The 17010-nt window shown below is 66.8% G+C and carries 10 protein-coding genes and 2 pseudogenes; 8 read left to right on the top strand and 4 right to left on the bottom strand.

The window, feature by feature from the left end; genetic code table 11:
- Positions 1-9: 9 nt before the first annotated feature.
- Both PARN5_RS25060 and PARN5_RS0103115 read right to left on the bottom strand, forming a co-directional pair.
- Positions 10-6078 carry a DEAD/DEAH box helicase gene (locus PARN5_RS25060; RefSeq protein ID WP_017998338.1) on the bottom strand — a complete coding sequence of 2023 codons (6069 nt, stop codon included), beginning with the start codon at positions 6076-6078 and terminating at the stop codon, positions 10-12.
- Positions 6079-6092: 14 nt separating this feature from the next.
- Positions 6093-9350, bottom strand: coding sequence for an STY4851/ECs_5259 family protein (locus PARN5_RS0103115; protein ID WP_026155138.1), 3258 nt, complete (start codon positions 9348-9350; stop codon positions 6093-6095).
- A 597-nt stretch (positions 9351-9947) separates the two neighbouring features.
- Between PARN5_RS0103115 and PARN5_RS0103110 the strand changes: the two genes are divergently transcribed.
- From PARN5_RS0103110 to PARN5_RS25195, 5 genes and pseudogenes are all read left to right on the top strand, one after another.
- Positions 9948-10784, top strand: a complete 837-nt coding sequence (locus PARN5_RS0103110; protein ID WP_017998336.1) for a DUF3883 domain-containing protein — start codon at positions 9948-9950, stop codon at positions 10782-10784.
- Between the two features lie 182 nt (positions 10785-10966).
- A protein-coding gene (locus PARN5_RS23185) for an IS5 family transposase (RefSeq protein ID WP_085999836.1) occupies positions 10967-11748 on the top strand; the annotation gives its coding sequence in 2 pieces (ribosomal slippage) (positions 10967-11309 and positions 11309-11748; 783 coding nt in all).
- A gap of 7 nt (positions 11749-11755) precedes the next feature.
- Entirely contained in the window at positions 11756-12190 is a 435-nt protein-coding gene (locus PARN5_RS24015) for a hypothetical protein (protein ID WP_157403914.1), read from the top strand.
- A 337-nt stretch (positions 12191-12527) separates the two neighbouring features.
- Positions 12528-12852 (top strand): annotated as a pseudogene (locus PARN5_RS24725) (transposase); the annotation flags it as partial.
- Positions 12825-12926 (top strand): annotated as a pseudogene (locus PARN5_RS25195) (hypothetical protein); the annotation flags it as partial. The pseudogenes PARN5_RS24725 and PARN5_RS25195, both read left to right, overlap by 28 nt.
- Positions 12927-12942: 16 nt before the next feature.
- On the opposite strand, the gene PARN5_RS0103095 reads toward PARN5_RS25195, so the two are convergent.
- Positions 12943-13170, bottom strand: a complete 228-nt coding sequence (locus tag PARN5_RS0103095; protein ID WP_017998335.1) for a hypothetical protein — start codon at positions 13168-13170, stop codon at positions 12943-12945.
- Positions 13171-13266: 96 nt separating this feature from the next.
- On the opposite strand from PARN5_RS0103095, the gene PARN5_RS24465 reads away from it, so the two are divergent.
- Positions 13267-13422 (top strand): hypothetical protein, encoded by a 156-nt coding sequence (locus tag PARN5_RS24465; protein WP_017998334.1) that lies wholly within the window; start codon positions 13267-13269, stop codon positions 13420-13422.
- 51 nt (positions 13423-13473) lie between these two features.
- On the opposite strand, the gene PARN5_RS0103085 is transcribed toward PARN5_RS24465, so the two are convergent.
- Positions 13474-13701, bottom strand: coding sequence for a hypothetical protein (locus PARN5_RS0103085; protein ID WP_157403913.1), 228 nt, complete (start codon positions 13699-13701; stop codon positions 13474-13476).
- 129 nt (positions 13702-13830) lie between these two features.
- Here PARN5_RS0103085 and PARN5_RS0103080 point away from each other — a divergent pair, with 129 nt between their 5' ends.
- On the top strand, positions 13831-14541 hold the full coding sequence (locus tag PARN5_RS0103080) for a hypothetical protein (RefSeq protein ID WP_017998332.1): 711 nt from the start codon (positions 13831-13833) through the stop codon (positions 14539-14541).
- A 562-nt stretch (positions 14542-15103) separates the two neighbouring features.
- Complete coding sequence (locus PARN5_RS21510; protein WP_017998331.1) at positions 15104-16999, top strand: ATP-binding cassette domain-containing protein; 1896 nt, start codon at positions 15104-15106, stop codon at positions 16997-16999.
- Positions 17000-17010 lie beyond the last annotated feature (11 nt).

Genomic DNA, 17010 nt, shown 5'->3' with positions numbered 1-17010 from the left:
ATCACACCCCTACCAAGTTACCCAGAGCGGCGAGGGCTGTTGACCTTCTCCTTGGATCACGACAGCGGTCTCGATCCGCATCAACTCGGCAGCCTGACGCGCTGGCTCGGCCTCGCCGTCGAAGCGCACCGGGCGTCCCGGGGTGCGCCAAGCGCCCAAACCCTGATCGAGATGAATCGTGACCGCCGTGCCGTCGGCAAAGTCAAGCCGCAGGCTCCGGGCGTGGGCACAGGCGTCCTTGGGTCGGAGCGACACCGAGGCGCTGGGCAGCAGCGCGCGCAGGACGGCGCCGCGCGTTGTATCCTCCGGCCAGGTGTGGTGCAGGGCCCGCGGCGGCTCCCGGTCGGCTCCGGAGCCCTGTTCAGAGACGACCTCGACCGCTGTTGCCTCGTTCCGGCCCGGCATGGCATACAGGATCCCCGCGAGAAGGCGCACGGACAGTGGCGTGCGCAGGTAGCGGTCGCTGTACACGACACGAGCTACCGGACGCTTGCCCGCGAAGGCCTGCGGGCGAAGGGGCACCACCGCTTTCCAGAAGGCCTTGCCGAAACCGGCGACCGGTCCGTCAAACTGATGCCGGATGTCCACGTGGGCGCTGTTACCTTCGCCGAAGGCCGCAAGCTTAGCCAGAGAGAGCGCTGGGCCCATCTCGGCCGGAGCGTGCGCGCCAACGAGGGCTGGCGCGACGCTGACGTCGCCCCACGTTGGTCCGACTGTTGCAGCCGACGGTGCAGGGGTTGCGATCTGCTGATGGCGTCCGCCGGCCTCGAGCTCGGCGATGATGGGAAGGCCGCCCGCCATGGGCAGGTTTGCACAGGAGCGCAGCGACCCACCAGAGCGTGCGACAGCCCGCACCAGGTCGAGCTTCTGCGCGAAGGCTAGCTTTGGCACTTCCCCTGCAGGCAGCGCCAGCGCAACCTCGACGCCGCACCGCTGCGCCGCCGCGAGCAGTTCGGGGCCAGTCCAGTCCATGGCGTCCCAGCCGGTCGCGTCGCCGTGCAGGAAGAGCGTGAGGCGGGTCAGACCGCCTTGGGCGAGGGCGCGGCGTATCCAGTCGGGGACTGGTTCGGTGAGCACCCGCGTCGCCGGGCCGAAGACCTGCAAATCCTCGGGCAGGGACAGGCGCGGCAGGACCTCGCTGCGCAGCGCTTTAAGCGCGCCGGGTCGGTCCACCGGCCCGAGGTCGAACTGCAAATCGCGGCGCAGGATGCAGTCGGGGCAGCCATGAGCGCAGCGCGAGGGACAGTCGAGCCGCTCAGCCGCAGCGGTCAGCAGAGTGGGAAGATCCGTCTCGGCGGTGTTGGCAAAGCCAGAGCCGCCGGACGCCTTATCGTAAAGGAAGAACGACGACCGCCGCCCTCCATCCGCGCGAACGCTCGGAGCGACGCTGACACCCATAAGCTCGGCGTCGATTCCTAGCCGCTCCGCCAGCGCTTCTCGCACCGCCGCGCCGATCGCGAGCGCGCGGCCCTGGTCCGCCTCGGTCGCCTGAAGCGCCTCGAGACGCAGCTCGAACACATCTGTGGAAACTTCGTTGCCAAGCCGTACGTTGCGCCGGATCCGGCGCGAGCCCGTGTCGTTGCCCGGGCAAAGCCCGTCGTCGCGCGGGTTGTCACGGAGTTTCTGCAATGGCCGGTGACTACGCATACCCGCCGGCAGCGTTTCACTGTCTTCGCCGGTCTCAGCCTCGGCCCGGCCACAGGCTATGCAAATCGCGTAGCCCGCGCCCCCGGGCCCCGAGGAGGTCACAAGCACCTTGCCTTCTCGGCTGGTCCGCAGCGCGCCGGTGGCGGGATCGCTGAGCGAGACCCATGGCGCGCCTGCCGCCGACACGCGGGCGCGGTCGGGCGGCACGAAGGCGAGGGTCTCGTAGGCTGCATGTGGCTTGCTGGTGCCGAGAAAGCCGGACGGCCGCAGCAGCTCCCCCCGCCGTGTCCCGCTGCCACAGTCGGGGCAGGTGTCGACGGGCAGGCGCGACAGTCCGAAGGCGTTGCAGGACGGACAGCGCCATAGCGTGCGCAGGTCCTCGACCGATCCTGGCTCGCTCCTGTTGCCCCAAGTCGGCAGGATGCCGTCGGAGCGGTGCACGAGCCCGTCGATGACCACCTCGGCCCCGGGCGAGTAATCCCGGATCGCCATGTCGAGCGGGCGCGAGGGACCGCTTTCGCCGCCCGTCCGCCCGACATGGTCGAAGGCGACCACATCGACGGGAAAGCCATAGGCCGGGGTGAAGCCACGGCGTGCGAGTTCGGAGATCATGAATTCTTCCCGCATCCGCTTTGCGCGCCGCATGTAGAAGCCATGAGCGGGGTCACGCTCCGGATGGGCATCTTGCGCAGTCAGGAGCTGCCCATACTCCGCCATCCAGCGCTCGCGCATCCGGTCGAACGCGTCCGCCGCGCGCTCGGTCACTGCGGCGTTGCCTTCGAGCACGGTTCCACGAACGAGGTTCTGAAGGGCCTCAGCCACGGCTAGGCTGTCGGCCCACTCTCCCTGCAGCGCGACGAGGAACCCTTCGGCCGGGCTGTCGGGGAGCCACGGCGAGACCGTATCGGGCGTCGCGCCGAAGAAGGTACCGATGCCCGTAGTCACCCTGATGCCGCCTTCGCCGCGCAGGTACATCCCGAGAAGGAGCGCGTTGACATGGCGCTGAATTAGGACAGGCCCGTCGAGCCGCACCGCCGGCGCGCGTACCGCGCCCTTCAATAGGCGCGCGGGTTCGCGAAACACCATGCGGTCGAGCGGGAGGTCTTTGCAGAAGGTGAATGCCAGGGCCCATGGCTCGCCCCGGCGCCCGGCTCGGCCGACCCGCTGGCGGTAGTTGGCAGGCGCCGGCGGCACGTTCGTGTTCACCACGAGGCCCACGTCGGGAATGTCGACGCCCATCTCCATGGTGGTGGAGCAGTTGAGGATGTTGATCCGTCCTTTCCTGAACGCTTCTTCATACGTCTGAAGGCTGGCCCGGTCGATCTGAGCGGAATGCTCCTGCGCCCGCAGGAAGGGCGCGAACTCAGCAATCCGGTCGTGTATGTCGGTCCAGTGGCCCCGCTTGCGGAGCGAAGCCACCCTCCCGTCCTCTTCGAGCCAGCGCCGGACCTCCGCCCGCGCCTCGGCCGTCAGCCCCGTAGGCGCTGCCCCTGGCAGGCGCGGCATGTCGACGGGAGTAGCCAGGGCCTCGGCCTCGATTGCGTTGAGCGAAACGCCGGCAGGCGCAAAGGGCAGAAGCCGCCAAGTCTGCGGGCATTGCCAGGCGCGGTCGAGCCGCGCGACCTCCGCTCGTCGAAGGTCTAGCCGCCATGCATAGGGGCCGACCGCCCTCAGCAGGCGCGCGCTGCTAAAGGCCGTCCAGATCGCCGCGAGGACGGTGTCGACACGCCCCGCGTCTAGCGCGTTGTCGGGGGCACCGCCTGTCAGGCGGTAGAGCAGCCGCACTAGACTGCCACGCGTCGCGGCGGCAGTGGGAAAGCGGGACGGGCTGCGTACCGGGCTCTCGGCGTCAGGCGGCGTACCAGGCTCCATGACTGCCGAAAGCGCGCTGCGGGGCGAAATCCAGTGGCGCATGTCCACCGGATCCTGTGGCAGGTCGATGGCGAGGGTGGCGCGGAACACGATGTCCACCGCAGCATGGAGGACGTCCGCCCAGACCTTCGTATCGTGCCCGGCCTCGGCGAGCGGCGCCGGCACCTTGAGGCGCGCATGCTCCTCGAGCGCCGGGAAGACGAGCCGGGCGAGGCCCATGGTCTCGACGTTGTTTTGGAGCCGAGGCCGGCGGAAGAGTTCGCGGAACAGGAACAGTTCGGCGAGGTCGGCGGGCGTGTCGGCCAGATGCGCACCCCCGAGCGGGCGGCCGCGCCAGACCTCGGCGGCGAAGTCCGACAGTTCGGGGTTGGCGGCGAGGGTACCGCGCAGATCGGTCCAGGAGATACGGCCGGCACCGTCGGTCAGCGCAGCGAGCGCCTCCCGTTTCTCTTCGAGAAGGCCGCGCAGCGACGGCACGGCAACGACCGCTTGTTCCAGCCCTTCGATCTCGGCCTGCAGCGCGGCCGCTCTAGCCGGATCGCCCCCGCCGGCCTCTTGCACGGCATGGGTGATCACGGCGCGGGTCAAGTTGCGCTCGGCCTCTTGCTGGAGCTTGGCCGAAAACCGCGCGGTGCCCTGCCGGCTGTCGGTAAAGGACAAGAGCCTCCGTCCGCCGAAGGGCGCCGCCCCCGCGCCCTCGACGCGCGGCACGGCCTCAAGGAGCACGGGCATCGCGTTACCCATCAGGAACGGTGCGCCGAAGGTCTGCGGCCGAACGCCGGTGCGTGGCTCGTGGGCGCGCGCGCAACAGGCCCGATCGGCACGCTCTTCGACGATCCGAAGCGTCGCAACAAGGTCACTTGGCTCAGGCCGGTTCAGCAACGCGCCATCCGTGAGCCGAACTGCGATGTCGTCCCCGCTATCCTGCGCGGGGCCGAGCAGAACCTCGCGTGACGGCGTCGCCGCAGCGCCCTCTTCGGGGCTTGGGTCGGGCTCGACATCGAGCACGTACTCGTCCTCGTCGTCATCCCTGCGGGCCTGCGTCAGGTACTCGTGGGCCCCTTGCGCGAAGCGTTCAGCGAGGAGCCAGGGTGTTCCGCACTCGTCGCAGGCGCCGACCTCGAAGACCGGCGCGCTGCAGGTACAGCGCTCTCGTTCCTCAAGATGCACCTGGCCGTACGGCCAGTCCGAGCCTTCGGTGGAAAGCGCCGGGTGGCGATCCGGGCATGCTGGGTCGATGCAGGCCCAGAGTCCGGCCTGCGCCCGGTGGAATACGTGGAGCCGCCACGGCGCGAGGCGGAGATCGGATCCGGGAGCACACGCCCGTGCCGCAGCCTCCAGAACCGCGAACGCCTGATGCCGGGCCCCTCGATCGCCCGGATCCCCGAGCCCGAGGATCCCCGTCGCTGCGCCGAGCGTCAGCCCCCCGTCGCGCATCCGGGCGCGGGCGGCACGGATCCGCGGATCGGGCGCGAGCATCTGCCAGAGGCTCTCGTCCGGGACCGCCAGCGCCTCTCGGTCGAGCGCCGCTTGGGCGCCTTCGGGCGGCAGATCGGGCTCCCGCTCCTCGCCGGCGATGATCTCAACGCGATCCTCCGGCACGCCGCCCAGGTCCGCCACGAAGCGGCGCAGCGCCGCCGCCGTTTCCTGTCCTTCGCCGATGGTGGCGGAGGTCGCAGCGAGACGAACGTCTTCCGGGGCGACCCCGAACGCCTCCCGCACCCGGCGCAGCAGCAGCGCCATCTCTGCGGCCTGCGCGCCGACGTAGCTGTGCGCCTCGTCCAGCACGATCCAGCGCAGCGTGCCCTGCGAACGCTCGAGGATCGGTCCGTCCTGAGCCCGCATCAGCATGTATTCGAGCATCGTGGTGTTAGTGACGAGAATCGAGGGTGGATCCACCCGCAGCCGCTTGCGGTCCGGCACCATCCCGCCGCCGGGCCATTCATGGGGTGGCAGCGTCTCTTTGAGATGTCTGTTGTAGAGCGCGTAGGTGATCCTACCCGACAGGGGCGCAATCCACTCGCCGAGCCGCTCGCGCTGGCTGTCGATCAGAGCGTTCAGCGGGTAGAGGACGATGGCCTGCACGCCCCGCCGCCGCCCGGCTGGCGACTGCCGCAGGAGGTCGTTTAGCATCGGCACCATGAAGCACTCGGTCTTGCCCGAGCCGGTGCCGCTGGTGACGAGAAAGCTCCGCTCCTCGGCCGCGGCGGTCCAGGCGCGCATCTGGTGGAGATAGGGCGCGTGCTCAGCGCCGTGCCGTGGCCATCGGCGGTTCGGCGCCCCGTCTAGTGCGGCCACCAGATCCTCTTCCAAAAGTTTACCTGCCAGATCGTTCAGCGTGCGGTCAGCGCGTTTCCAGACCCGCGCGGCCTCGAACACCGGGTCGGCGAGGAACGCGTCCGCCTGTCCTGGCTCGGCCCGCAGGCGCGCGGAAAGCGCGGCGCGCAGGGCGACCGAGCGGACACGTCCTTTGGCCACCACCGCCGACGCGGCGCGCTCCGCGACCCGATCCAGGACCTCGGCGTAGCCCGAGCGGTTGGTGTCGATGCCGTCCTTCATTCTGCCGTCTTCCCTTATTTCCGCGAAAGGCGCATTGCCTGCCAGGCCATCGCGGCCGGGAGCGCCAAGTCAAAATGGCTCGGGTCTAGGTGGATGCAGCGCAACAGCTGCACCCCGGTGCGGCCCTGCGGCGCTGCTCGCAGGCCGAAGGCGACCTCGGACACGAATAGCGGCGCCTCGATCAGGCCATTCACATGATCGGCAAAACGGACGAAGGCCGCAGGCTGCGCCGCCGCGCGCAGGTCGGGAAAGGAGAGGTCGCTCTCGCCGTGGCGCCGCGCGGCCGCGTCTGCAAGCCGCAAAAGGGTCCCTTCAGGATCCCCGAACGCTGACGGCATACGCCCGAGCCAGTGCATGAGATCGGGGTGCGCCGCGAGCCTCGCCTCCATGAGGCCGAGCGCGAGATGCCCGTCCAGATCGGGGCGGAGCGTCAGGATCTCCCGCACGCGTCGCGCCATCTGCTCGCGCGCGAGCGTCTCGGCCCGCTCCGCCAGCGCGGGGATCGCAGCGAGGCTGGTGGTCAGGCTTGCCAGCTCCGACGCCACGGCCGCGCCCCAGTCCCGCGGCGCAACAAAAGCCCAGCGGCGTGCGCCGTGACGCTCAAGCTCCAGTCGGTCCGACAGGTCCGATACGTCGGCCCTCACGAGCAGACGCACGGCCACGGCCGACACTCGTTCAAGCGCCAGCACCTGGTCCAGCGCGGAAGGGCTCGCACCATGAGTCGTCAGGGCGTCTATGGCCCGCTCAAGCGCCATGATGTGCTGTACATCGACCCCGTCGCGGAATATCGCCGCATAGGCTTCGACTCGCGCTGCACGGGTGCGTCCGGTGCCGGCGGCATGCAGACGATCATCTTGATCGGTCGTCGCCTCTTGTCCGGCATCCGGCTCGACCACGAGCGGGCGGGGCGGGCGAAGCGGCTGTCTGTGTAGAGAGGGAAGGAAGAACCAGCGCCCTGGCCCGAGCACGTTTCCCATCGCCGCCGGCGGCGCGTTGGGAGCCGCGACCGCCGGCCCAGGCGCGTCGATGTTGATCGCCACCAGGTCGGGCAACGTCCGTTCATCACCCGGTGCGCCATGCGTTCGCAAGATCACCCCATCCTCGGTCAAATGGGTCTCGCCAAGGAACCGCCGCACTAGGAGTCGGGGCGACTCGTGCCCGTCGGCGAGCGCTCGAAGCCGAACCTCCGCGTCCGGCCCGCCATGGGAGAGCAAGTCGTCCACAAGGTCTCGAATGCTCGACAGGGGCGCCTCGCCGTGGACGCGGACGGCCAGCGGCGACGTTATGCCACCAAGACCGGGCGCGACCAGCCGCAGGCTAAGGTCGGTCTGGCCGACGTGAGCTGGCAGCACCCGCCAGTCGCGCAGATCGTGCAGCGTGATCTCGCGCTGTGTCTCAAGGATCGACCCGTCTGGCCCTGCCAGATAGGCCCGCGTGGCCGGGAGCGCGAGTTGCCAGTCCAGCGTCTCCGCCCCATCTGGCGCAGCGGCGCGCAGGCGGAGCCGCGCCTTGCGGACCCCGCCCGCGGGCAGCGGAACCTGGGCAGACCCAGCCTCATTGATCACCGCCGGCGTGGCGTCTTCCACCCGCAGGGCCCAGCCGGCAGGCAAGCCGGAGACGCTCAGCGCCTCGCCCCCGGCATCCATCGAGAAGCGCGCTGCCGGCGGCAGGATTCGTAGCCGGAGCCGTGCGCCCACGTTCCCGTCTTCTTCCGCGGCGACGTCGAGCGTGCCGAGGAAGCTCTCCTCCGGTGCTGATCGTCGCCAAGCGCCGCGCCCGCCGGAACGGTAGAGACGGCGCCGAGTCGGAAGGGAGACGAACCCGTGCCCCGCCCGGCGCAGGGCGATGTCGGGTAGACCTCGGAACACTGGCACCCCCCGCCCGTCGCGCACCGTGCTGTCCTGTGCACCGAAAGCGGCGATTTCGTCTCGCTCGGTGCGGTCCGCGCCCGTCTGGACCGCGAGTGACCAGTCGCGCACACCGATCCGCCCTTTGCCCTCAAGCCGCAGAAGCCGGCCCTCCGCGCTCTCGCCGCCCGGCTGGGCGACCAGACCCTCGCTGCAAGTCACCCGCGCATTCGCCCCCACGAGCGCCCAGACGAACGGGTCGTGGGTCCGCAGAGATGCGCTGCCGGCCCAGGCCAGCCGCCGCGCCGCGCCGTCGTCACCGCTTTCGGCCAACGTCCAGAGTGTCAGGCCCTCGGCTGGGTCGACCGCCCCTCCGCCGGGCAAGGAGACAGGTTGCAGCAGCCGGCCGTCAGCCATCGCCACCAGCTCAATCGGCGCCGACAGGGGGAAGGGGAAGCGGGCCGTCCGGCGTCCGCTGATCCTGGTCGCGCTCCAGCCGCCCTCCTCACGGTCGAGGGCTAGCATCAGGTCCGGGCAGGCCGCTGCCAGCGCGCCGGTCGGGGCAAGGCGCACGCGCCGATAGGCCGCATCGATACCGTCCATCAGACGCGCGGGCAGGCGGGTCGCTGGGGCGACGTCGACGAAGGCCCGCCAGGCGCCATCCTCATCACGCACCAGCTGGCGGCCCAACGGCTCATCGACCTCGCCGCCGGCCCGCACGGTCATCGCTTCGGCGAAGAGCGCACGGGCGGCATCCCCGTCGAAGCGTAGCGTAAGGCGCTCGCGCCAGGCCGGCTCCGCGCGGTCGAGCCAGCTCTCGACGTCGGCGGCGGCCAAATCGCGCGGTGCCCGGCCGCGCAAGTCGACAAGCTCGCGAGCGAACTGCACGAAAAGACCGTGGAACTCCTCGGTGCGATAGCCCATCGGCAGACGTTCCGCGCGTCTCCGGGCGAAGGCCAGCGCCTGCTCCTCTGGACAGCCTGCGCCGAAGCGCTCCAGATCGGCGACGAGGCCGACGAGCGCCGCACGATAGCCGCCTTCGTTCGCCAGAAGCCTCACAGGAAGCCCGCCCTCGGCGGCGAGCGTACGCAGGTACTGCACGCCCGCATCGCTGCTGCGGGGCGGCGGGCGACGCAGCTTCCGCAGTCCTCTGGCTGTTAGGTCACGCAGTGTAGCTTGGTCGAGACTGAGGCCGAGCTCATCCGTGAGGAAAGCCCAGGAGAAGGATCCGCCGGCGAAATTCCGTCGATAGTGCTCTGCTGCCCATAGGACGAAGGCCGCGGCCGTTTCACCGTCCCTCGATCGTCCAAGGCCGCTGCGGAGACCGATCTCGAGTTCGTCGAAGCGGCGTTCCGAAAGCCGGTACAGATGCAGAGGCCGACCGTCGATCTCGTCTCCGATCGAAGCAGCGAAGTCCATCGGCATCACGCTACCTCGTCCCTTCAGTAACAGAGACATGAGGCTTGAGATCGTGCGATCTTTTGCTTGGCTTCCGAACACGCCGTAAGCGTTGCGCGAACTGCTGCAACGCCACCCGGGACACGGCCAAATTCATAAGTTGCGCCAACACTACTGATGATACCGTTTGTCTCTTCGAATCAAAAATTTGCATCCACTGTAGCAACGACTTCGCCAGTGGAGAACGTTGAATCCCGGTCCCATCCCCTCCGCCACTTGCACAGTGCAAACCCGAAAACAGGTCCCTCGCGGGGCCTTTTTCTTTATGTGCCAAAGGGGTTTGCAGGCACCATCCGCCCTTCGGAGACAGACCCGCCGCGCAAGATCGGTCTCCGAACGCCCACCGTCTCTTTCCACCCGCCCCTCGCTCCCGGCGAGACGGATTCAAAATTCCAATAGATTTCAACGAACTGACGGGATCGCGTTGCGCCCGTGTTTCGCTGGTTCCGGGTTGTCTCAAAGCCGATGGCGACGCGACACGCGCGGCGTGTTCGTTGGTATGTCTTGGGAGTTTTGCGCGAAGTATCTGATGACAAACGCAGTTTCCGCCCCTAGCCTGGCGCAATGTCAAATGGGGCTTGGACCGATCAAGAGAACGAGCTGATCGTCGCGGATTACTTCGCGATGCTGGCCGACGACATCTCTGGTCGCCCCTACAACAAGGCCGAGCACCGGCGCGGGCTTCTGCCGCTGTTGAACGATCGGTCCGAGGGATCGGTCGAGTTCAAGCACCAGAACATCAGCGCCGTGCTGAAGGGGCTGGGTGAGGACTGGATCCCGGGCTACAAGCCTGCCTTCAATTTCCAGATGACGCTGGTGGATGCCGTGGCGCGCTGGCTGGCGCTGAACCCGGCGTGGCTCGGTCGCCATTCGCGTGCAGGAGCGCCGACGGGCCTCGCGGAGGCACGGCCGATCTGGATCGGGCCGCCGCCCACGTTGTCGAACCAGCCGCCGCCGCAGGAGCTTGAGCAGATGCTGCACATCGCCCGCAAATTCGATGTCGCGGCGCGAGACGAGCGAAACCGCGCCCTCGGCCGTGCCGGTGAGGAGCGCGTCTTGGCGCACGAACGTGCAGCCCTGAAATCAGCGGGCCGCGACGATCTTGCGCGCAAGGTCAGGTGGGTGTCGGAGGAGGATGGCGATGGTGCCGGCTACGATATCGCCAGCTTCGCGCCGGACGGCCGTCCGCGCCTGATCGAGGTGAAGACGACGAATGGCTGGGAGCGTACCCCTTTCCACATCAGCCGCAACGAACTGGCCGTGGCCGAGGAGCGGCGCTCGGAATGGTCCCTGTTCCGGCTCTGGAACTTCGGGCGCGAGCCGAAGGCGTTCGAATTGCATCCGCCGCTGGACGCGCATGTCTCGCTGACCGCGACGTCCTTTCAGGCGAGTTTTCATTGATTCCCGAAGCAGCTCCTTTGCGCCGCTTGATCGCCTTCACAAGATTACAACGCCTTACGGCTCTATAGATGCCTATTCTTGCCGGAAATCTCGGGTAAGCATCTGAGATGCAGTAGGTCGTGTTGACAAAAGGGATTCCTCTGGCAGTCGTCCTATGATTCAAGCTCATCTCTACGTGGGAGATGAACTTGGCACGCAACCTGATATCCGACGATGAGTGGACCTTCTTCGAGGGCTTCATTCGTGCCGTCCGGCACCCTAACGGGCGGAAACCTGCGGACCATCGTCTTGTTCTGAATGGTATATTCTGGATCGCAAGGACTGGTGCGCCATGGCGCGATCTGCCCGAAGAGTTTGGCAAGTGGTCCTCGGTCTACCGTCAGTTCCGCCGCTGGACTTTGGCGGGACTGTGGGAGGATATCCTGGATGCGCTGAACCACGCTGGGATCGCGCCAGACAAGCTCCAGATGGTTGATAGCACTGTGATCCGCGCCCATCATCATGCGGCGGGCGCAAAAGGGGGACTCCGAAAGAGGCTCTTGGCCGTTCGAGAGGCGGCTTCTCGACCAAGATCCATCTCCGCGTCAACGGCGCAGGCCTCCCGATGAGGACCGAGATCACGCCGGGGCAGGATTCCGACTACACCGGCTATGATATGGTGATGGCCGACAACCTGCCGCAACCAGCAGTTCTGGTCGCCGACAGGGGCTATGACTCTGATAAAATTCGGGAAGACATCGAGAGCCGCAACGCCCTGCCCATGATACCGATGCGAAGGAACCGAAGGGTGCGCAAGGCTGTCGACATGACCATCTACACCCTGCGCAACATGGTCGAGCGCTGCTTCAACAAGCTGAAAAATAGCCGCCGCCTTGCAACCCGCTACGACAAAACCGCCGAAAGCTTCCTTGGCTTCGTCGACGTCGCCTGCATCAGGCTCTGGCTCCGCCATTTGTCAACATGACCTAGCTTTGCGTAGTTTCGACAAGCAAGCAGAAGCATTAGAAAAATTAAAGACCGCGCGCGAGGCGTACACTTCGCCCCAAATCGAACATGCCTATGCTCAGCAATTGATGATCATCGCTTCCATGTCGCGAAGTTGGGATGATGCTGAGCCATTGCTCAAGGAAGCAATAGATGTGCTACGTGAGTTAAACCGTGTCGCGGACCCAAGTGACACCTATCCTATTGTAACGCTCGCGGAGGGGCACATTTCGGTTATACTAAAATTCTTCGGCGTCGAAGGTGCCAAAGCCATCACGCAACAATACGCTAATGAATTGCTTATAGCGCACAAAAAGCATTCTGGTGCCAGACTCCAAGAGGCAGTGAACAATGTTGTGACCTTCGCAACCGCCGGAATATGGAAGGAGTCATACGGGCCGGGCTATCTCGAAGAAAGTTGACAGACAAAAGGTGTCATCCTCGTTCACCCCGGATGCAGTCTGACATGCAAGCCGCAGCGGCGTCTTGCAACCACGGGCGAATTCCTCCAGGCACCGAAATCGCCAAACAATATTCTCTTGCAGGAATAGCTATCATTTCTGCATATTGTCCCTATTTCTCAGCCTTCATTTTGGAGGGCTATAGCGTAGACGTAGTTCTCTGTTTCATCGGCTTCGGCCCGCCACTTTCAAGTTGCGAACCTGCCATGAGGTCCCAGTGCGGGGCTTTTTTTTATCTCAAAGGAGTTTGGCGGCTGGGTCCGCCCTGCGGAGACTGGCGCTGCGGCTGATATTGGTCGCCGGGAAGCTCGCGGCCTGGTTGAAGACCGAGACGACCAAGTCGCGCAAGCAGCGCCGGACTTTGAAGCAACAGCATGCCGACTTGGCCGCGCTCGGCTATACCGGCTCCTACAATCGCGTGGAACGCCTGCGCCCCTACCTCGACCACGGCATCCTGGAGTTGGACAATAACGCTGCCGAACGCGGCATGCGCGCCATCGCCCTCGGGCGGAAATCCCTACCTCTTCATCGGCTCGGAGGCGGGCGGCAAGGCCGCCGCCATCGCCTACACCCTGATCGAGACAGCCAAGCTCAACGCCGTCGATCCCCACGCCTGGCTCGCAGATCCATCGCCCGCATCCCCGACTACAAGATCACCAAGGTCGATGACCTGATGCCGTGGCGTTGGAACGGATAGCGGTCAGACCGGACGCTTACACTTCGTCATTCGGCCGATACCTTCTTTCTGGTGCCATCATGCCGCGCATGACGCCCGAGACGCCGTCGGTCCGGATATTGATCACCAGCCCCTTGGACGCCACCGTGACCCGGCGCACCAGCAACTGCTCCGCAGGGTACAACTGGCCCCAGACGTCATCGAACGTCTGCAGCGCGGAGATCACGTCGGCCTCGGCGAAGGCGTGACCCTCAATCAGCGTCAATTAAGCCGCTAGCCAAAAGCCGCCCGCATGTGGATCGGGATTCGGTTTTCGCCTTCTGCCGTGCTATCCTCGTGAAATCAGTTGAGGGGGGAGAACATGGGTCAGAAATTCGTGCCCGAACTGCACGACCCGAACCACCGCAAGACTGAGGGGCAGAAGGAAGAGCCGCTGACGGACGACGAAGCAGAGCGCCTGTTCGACGCCATGATCGCCAAGCTGGATGCGGAAGAATCATCGCAGCGGCCGAACTAGCCAAACGCCCCGCCCCGGCTGCCCCGGGGCGGGGCTTTTCCATGCCTGCGCTCAGCAGTCCTCGCCCTTGTCCACGATGCCGGGCTTGCTGCGGTCCTCGCACATCGCGGTATTCGGCTTGGCGCCGCGCGGCTTGGCGGGCCACTCGTTCCCGCGCTCGGGATCAGCTTCGAGGAACTCCTCCGGCTGGTGAGGGATGCCTTCGTGCTTTCCCTGGCCGTTCTCCCGCTCGGGATCGGTCGCGGGGTTGTCCTTCGGGGTCGCTTGCTCTCGGGTCATGATGCACCTCCTGCCTGCCAACCAGAAAAGGGACGGGATGTTCCAGAACGCCGGACGAGCCATGCAGGCCTGCTAGGCAGCGGGGCTTTCCCGCCTTGAAATGTTCGCATTCTGTTCCAGATATGGTCCATGCAGATGGCGTTCAGCTTTTGGGCTACCGAGGATATGGAATGGCTGCGGGACCGGCTGAGGCGCCGCTTCGGCCGTGCTGAACCGAGCTGTGCCCGGGCGCCCATCGGCCAGCTGGTGAAATCGCTGATCAGCGGTCGCACCCGCGACGAAGTCTCCCTGGGGGCCTATCGGCGCCTCATCGACGTCTATCCCCGCTGGTCCGACATGGCGGCAGCAGCCGATCTCGAGCGGCTCATCGGCGATGTCACCTTTCCCGACGTGAAGGCGCACCATCTCGGCAAGGCCCTGGCCGCCATCGCAATACATCGTCCGGACTTCGACCTGACGTTTCTGGGCAACCTGGGCGTCCCGAGGGCGCTCGGCTGGCTGGAACGCCTGCCGGGTGTCGGGCGAAAGGTCTCGGCCTCGACGCTCAACTTCAGCACATTGCGCATGCCGGCCTTCGTGGTGGACACGCATATCCTGAGGATATTGTGCCGCTTCGGCTTTGTTCGAAGCAATGCCGACACGCGGACCGCCTATGACCTGACGATGGCTGCGGTGCCCGGCTGGAGTGCCGGCGATCTTGCGGAACTCCATGTCCTGATGAAGCGGCTGGGTCAGACCATCTGCCGCGCCGATCACGCCGATTGCCGAAGCTGCCCGATCAGCCGGCGCTGCCGTGCCCTTGCAGATTTTCGGGGCCCGGCGACCGTTCCGGCGGGATGATGGAGACGCAGTTTCGGTCGCCTTGGGCTGCTTCGGCGGGGCCCCGGACTGCCTCCGCTCGCTTTCGTTACGACATTTTCAGCAGTTTTCCGGACCTCATGGCAAACGGACAACACATCTTGCGCCGACCCGCCACGGCCTGCGGTTGCGCCTGTGATGCACCAAGCGGCGGCGCCCGGCCGCAGATGGTCCAGGGCGGGTGGCGCTTCGGATCGGCGATTTCCTAGAGATTACAGTTTTTTCCGCTGCTGCCCGCGCCGTCTGCCAACCGAACGCGCCACTGGCGGCCATCCCGCGCCTTTGAGGCCAAACCTGCCGGAAACCTGGCCGCGAATCGTCGCAGGGCAACCACCTAGCGAATAATACAGTCCGAAAAACCACCTCGGCGGTTTACCGCCGACGGCAAGGTTTGCTACGCTTTGACCATGGAGAGGCCGCCAGGCGCCGCAAAGCGCCCCGGCGGCAGGGAAAATCGCATCATGTGCCGGATCCGGCCCGCAGGCGACCGCGCGTCGCCCGGGACAGCGTGACCGTGTCCGCACGTCGCAAGAGGCAAAGGCAGGTGAAACGTCTGAGCAGCTTCTGGGGTCTGGTGTCGGCGTACTGGTTTTCGGAACGCTGGCGCGAGGCTTGGCTGCTGACCGTCATCGTGCTGACGATGACCACGCTGCTCAGCAAGGCCAGCGTCTGGGTCGCGCTGGCCAGCGCGGATTTCCTGGCTTCGCTCGCCAGCTTCCATGACACGCCGCCGGGCGTCGATCCGGCGCGCACCGTGCTGCTGGCCGGCGGCGCCTACCTGGGGATCTTTCTCGCGCGGGCCAGCGGCGTGGCGCTGCGGCATTTCGTTTCGGCCACGCTGCATCGCCGGGCGCGCGGCTGGCTGGTCGGGCGCTTCGACCGCGCGATCCTGGCCGATGAGCGCATCGCGCTGGATCTGATGAGCGACCGCTCGGCCGCGGGCGACCGCTCGCGCATGCCCGATGCCATCGACCAGCGCGTCGACGAATGCTCGGGCGGGCTCTATGGCGGCATTATCGGGCTGGCGATGGGGCTCTGGGGGGCGGTGACCTCGATTTATTTCGTCTCGGTCGCGCTGATCCAGCGCAGCCAGCCGGTGCCTTTCCTGGACCGCTGGGGTGCCGACGCGGGCGCCGTGCTGGGCCTCGACCTGGGGCCGGGTCCATACGGCTCGGCGCTGCTGGGGCTGGCGATGGTCGCGGTCTATGTCCCGGCGATGACCTTCGTCGCCTGGCGGATCGGCCGCATCCTGGAACGGCTGAGCGTGCAGCGCCAGCGCCGCGACGGCGCCTGGCGTGGCGAATGGGGTGCGATGCTGAACCGCGTGGGCCAGATGGCCATCGCCCGGGGCGAGCGCGCGCAAAGCCGCATCAACCGCCGGCTTTACGCCGAGCTGGACCGGACCTGGGGGCGGCAGAACCGGCTTTCGGCCGGGATGATGCTGTTCACTAACACCTATAATTTCCTGTCGAGCCGGCTGCTGGCCTATCTGCCCGCCCTGCCGGCCTATATGGCGGGCGGCATGAGCTTTCGCGATTTCGTCGCCAGCAGCGAGCTGACGGCCGAGCTGATCGGCGATGTTTCCTGGTTCATCAACGTCATGCCGGCCATCGCCACGCTCAAGGCCAATGCCGGCCGGCTGACCGAACTGGCCCAGGCCATCGAGCGGGTGCGCGACCGCCAGGCCTTCTATGCCGAAACCGGCGTCAGCGCCTTCCAGCGCCGGCGCAGCGCGAAGGGTCCGGTCCTGGCGCTGGACGGGCTGCGGCTGCACCACCGCGGCCATATGACCGCGGCCTTCCTGACCGTGCCGGCGCTGCGGCTCTACCCGGGCGAGCGGGTCTATCTGGACGGCCAGAACGGCTGCGGCAAGAGCAGCCTGCTGAAGGCGGTGGCCGGGCTCTGGCCCTATGGCGCCGGCCGCATCATCCTGCGCGAGGGCGCGCGGCTTTTCTTTGCCGGGCAGGAGCCGGACCTGCCCGACCGGCTGTCGCTGAAGGCGCTCTTGACCTATCCCGACCACCCCGAGCAGCAGACCGACATCGCCGCCGCCTCGGTCCTGTCGCTGGTCGGCCTGGGCGAGTTCATCGCCTGTCTGGAGGATGAGCTCTACCAGGGCAAGAACTGGCGCAACGTCCTCTCGGGCGGGCAGAAGCAGCGGCTGGTGCTGGCGCGCATCCTGCTGGCCAAGCCCGATATCCTGCTGCTGGACGAGGCGACGGCGGCGCTGGATGCGGGGGCGGCGATCGACTTCCACCTGACGCTGGCCCTCTATCTGCCCGATGCGGCGGTGCTGTCGGTCCTGCATGGCGACAGCCTGCCCTATGGCCCGGACGGCGCGCCGTTCTATGGCGCGGTGCTGGAGATCCGCAATGGCCAGGGCCGCTTGTCGCCCGTCGATCCGCCGGATTACGATCTGGCCCGACACGCCGCCGAATGACGGCAGGGCAA

The organism is Paracoccus sp. N5, from assembly GCF_000371965.1.
Taxonomy (GTDB): domain Bacteria; phylum Pseudomonadota; class Alphaproteobacteria; order Rhodobacterales; family Rhodobacteraceae; genus Paracoccus.
The sequence above is the reverse complement of the archived record's forward strand: the minus strand, read 5'-3'. Positions and strand labels throughout refer to the sequence as shown.

Excerpts from the sequence above, each read along its gene's own strand:
- PARN5_RS0103110 (WP_017998336.1), top strand. The coding sequence starts at position 9,948 with ATGTCAAATGGGGCTTGGACCGATCAAGAGAACGAGCTGATCGTCGCG.
- PARN5_RS0103085 (WP_157403913.1), bottom strand. The coding sequence starts at position 13,701 with ATGACCCGAGAGCAAGCGACCCCGAAGGACAACCCCGCGACCGATCCC.
- PARN5_RS0103080 (WP_017998332.1), top strand. The coding sequence starts at position 13,831 with ATGCAGATGGCGTTCAGCTTTTGGGCTACCGAGGATATGGAATGGCTG.
- PARN5_RS0103115 (WP_026155138.1), bottom strand. The coding sequence starts at position 9,350 with ATGCCGATGGACTTCGCTGCTTCGATCGGAGACGAGATCGACGGTCGG.
- PARN5_RS24465 (WP_017998334.1), top strand. The coding sequence starts at position 13,267 with ATGGGTCAGAAATTCGTGCCCGAACTGCACGACCCGAACCACCGCAAG.
- PARN5_RS25060 (WP_017998338.1), bottom strand. The coding sequence starts at position 6,078 with ATGAAGGACGGCATCGACACCAACCGCTCGGGCTACGCCGAGGTCCTG.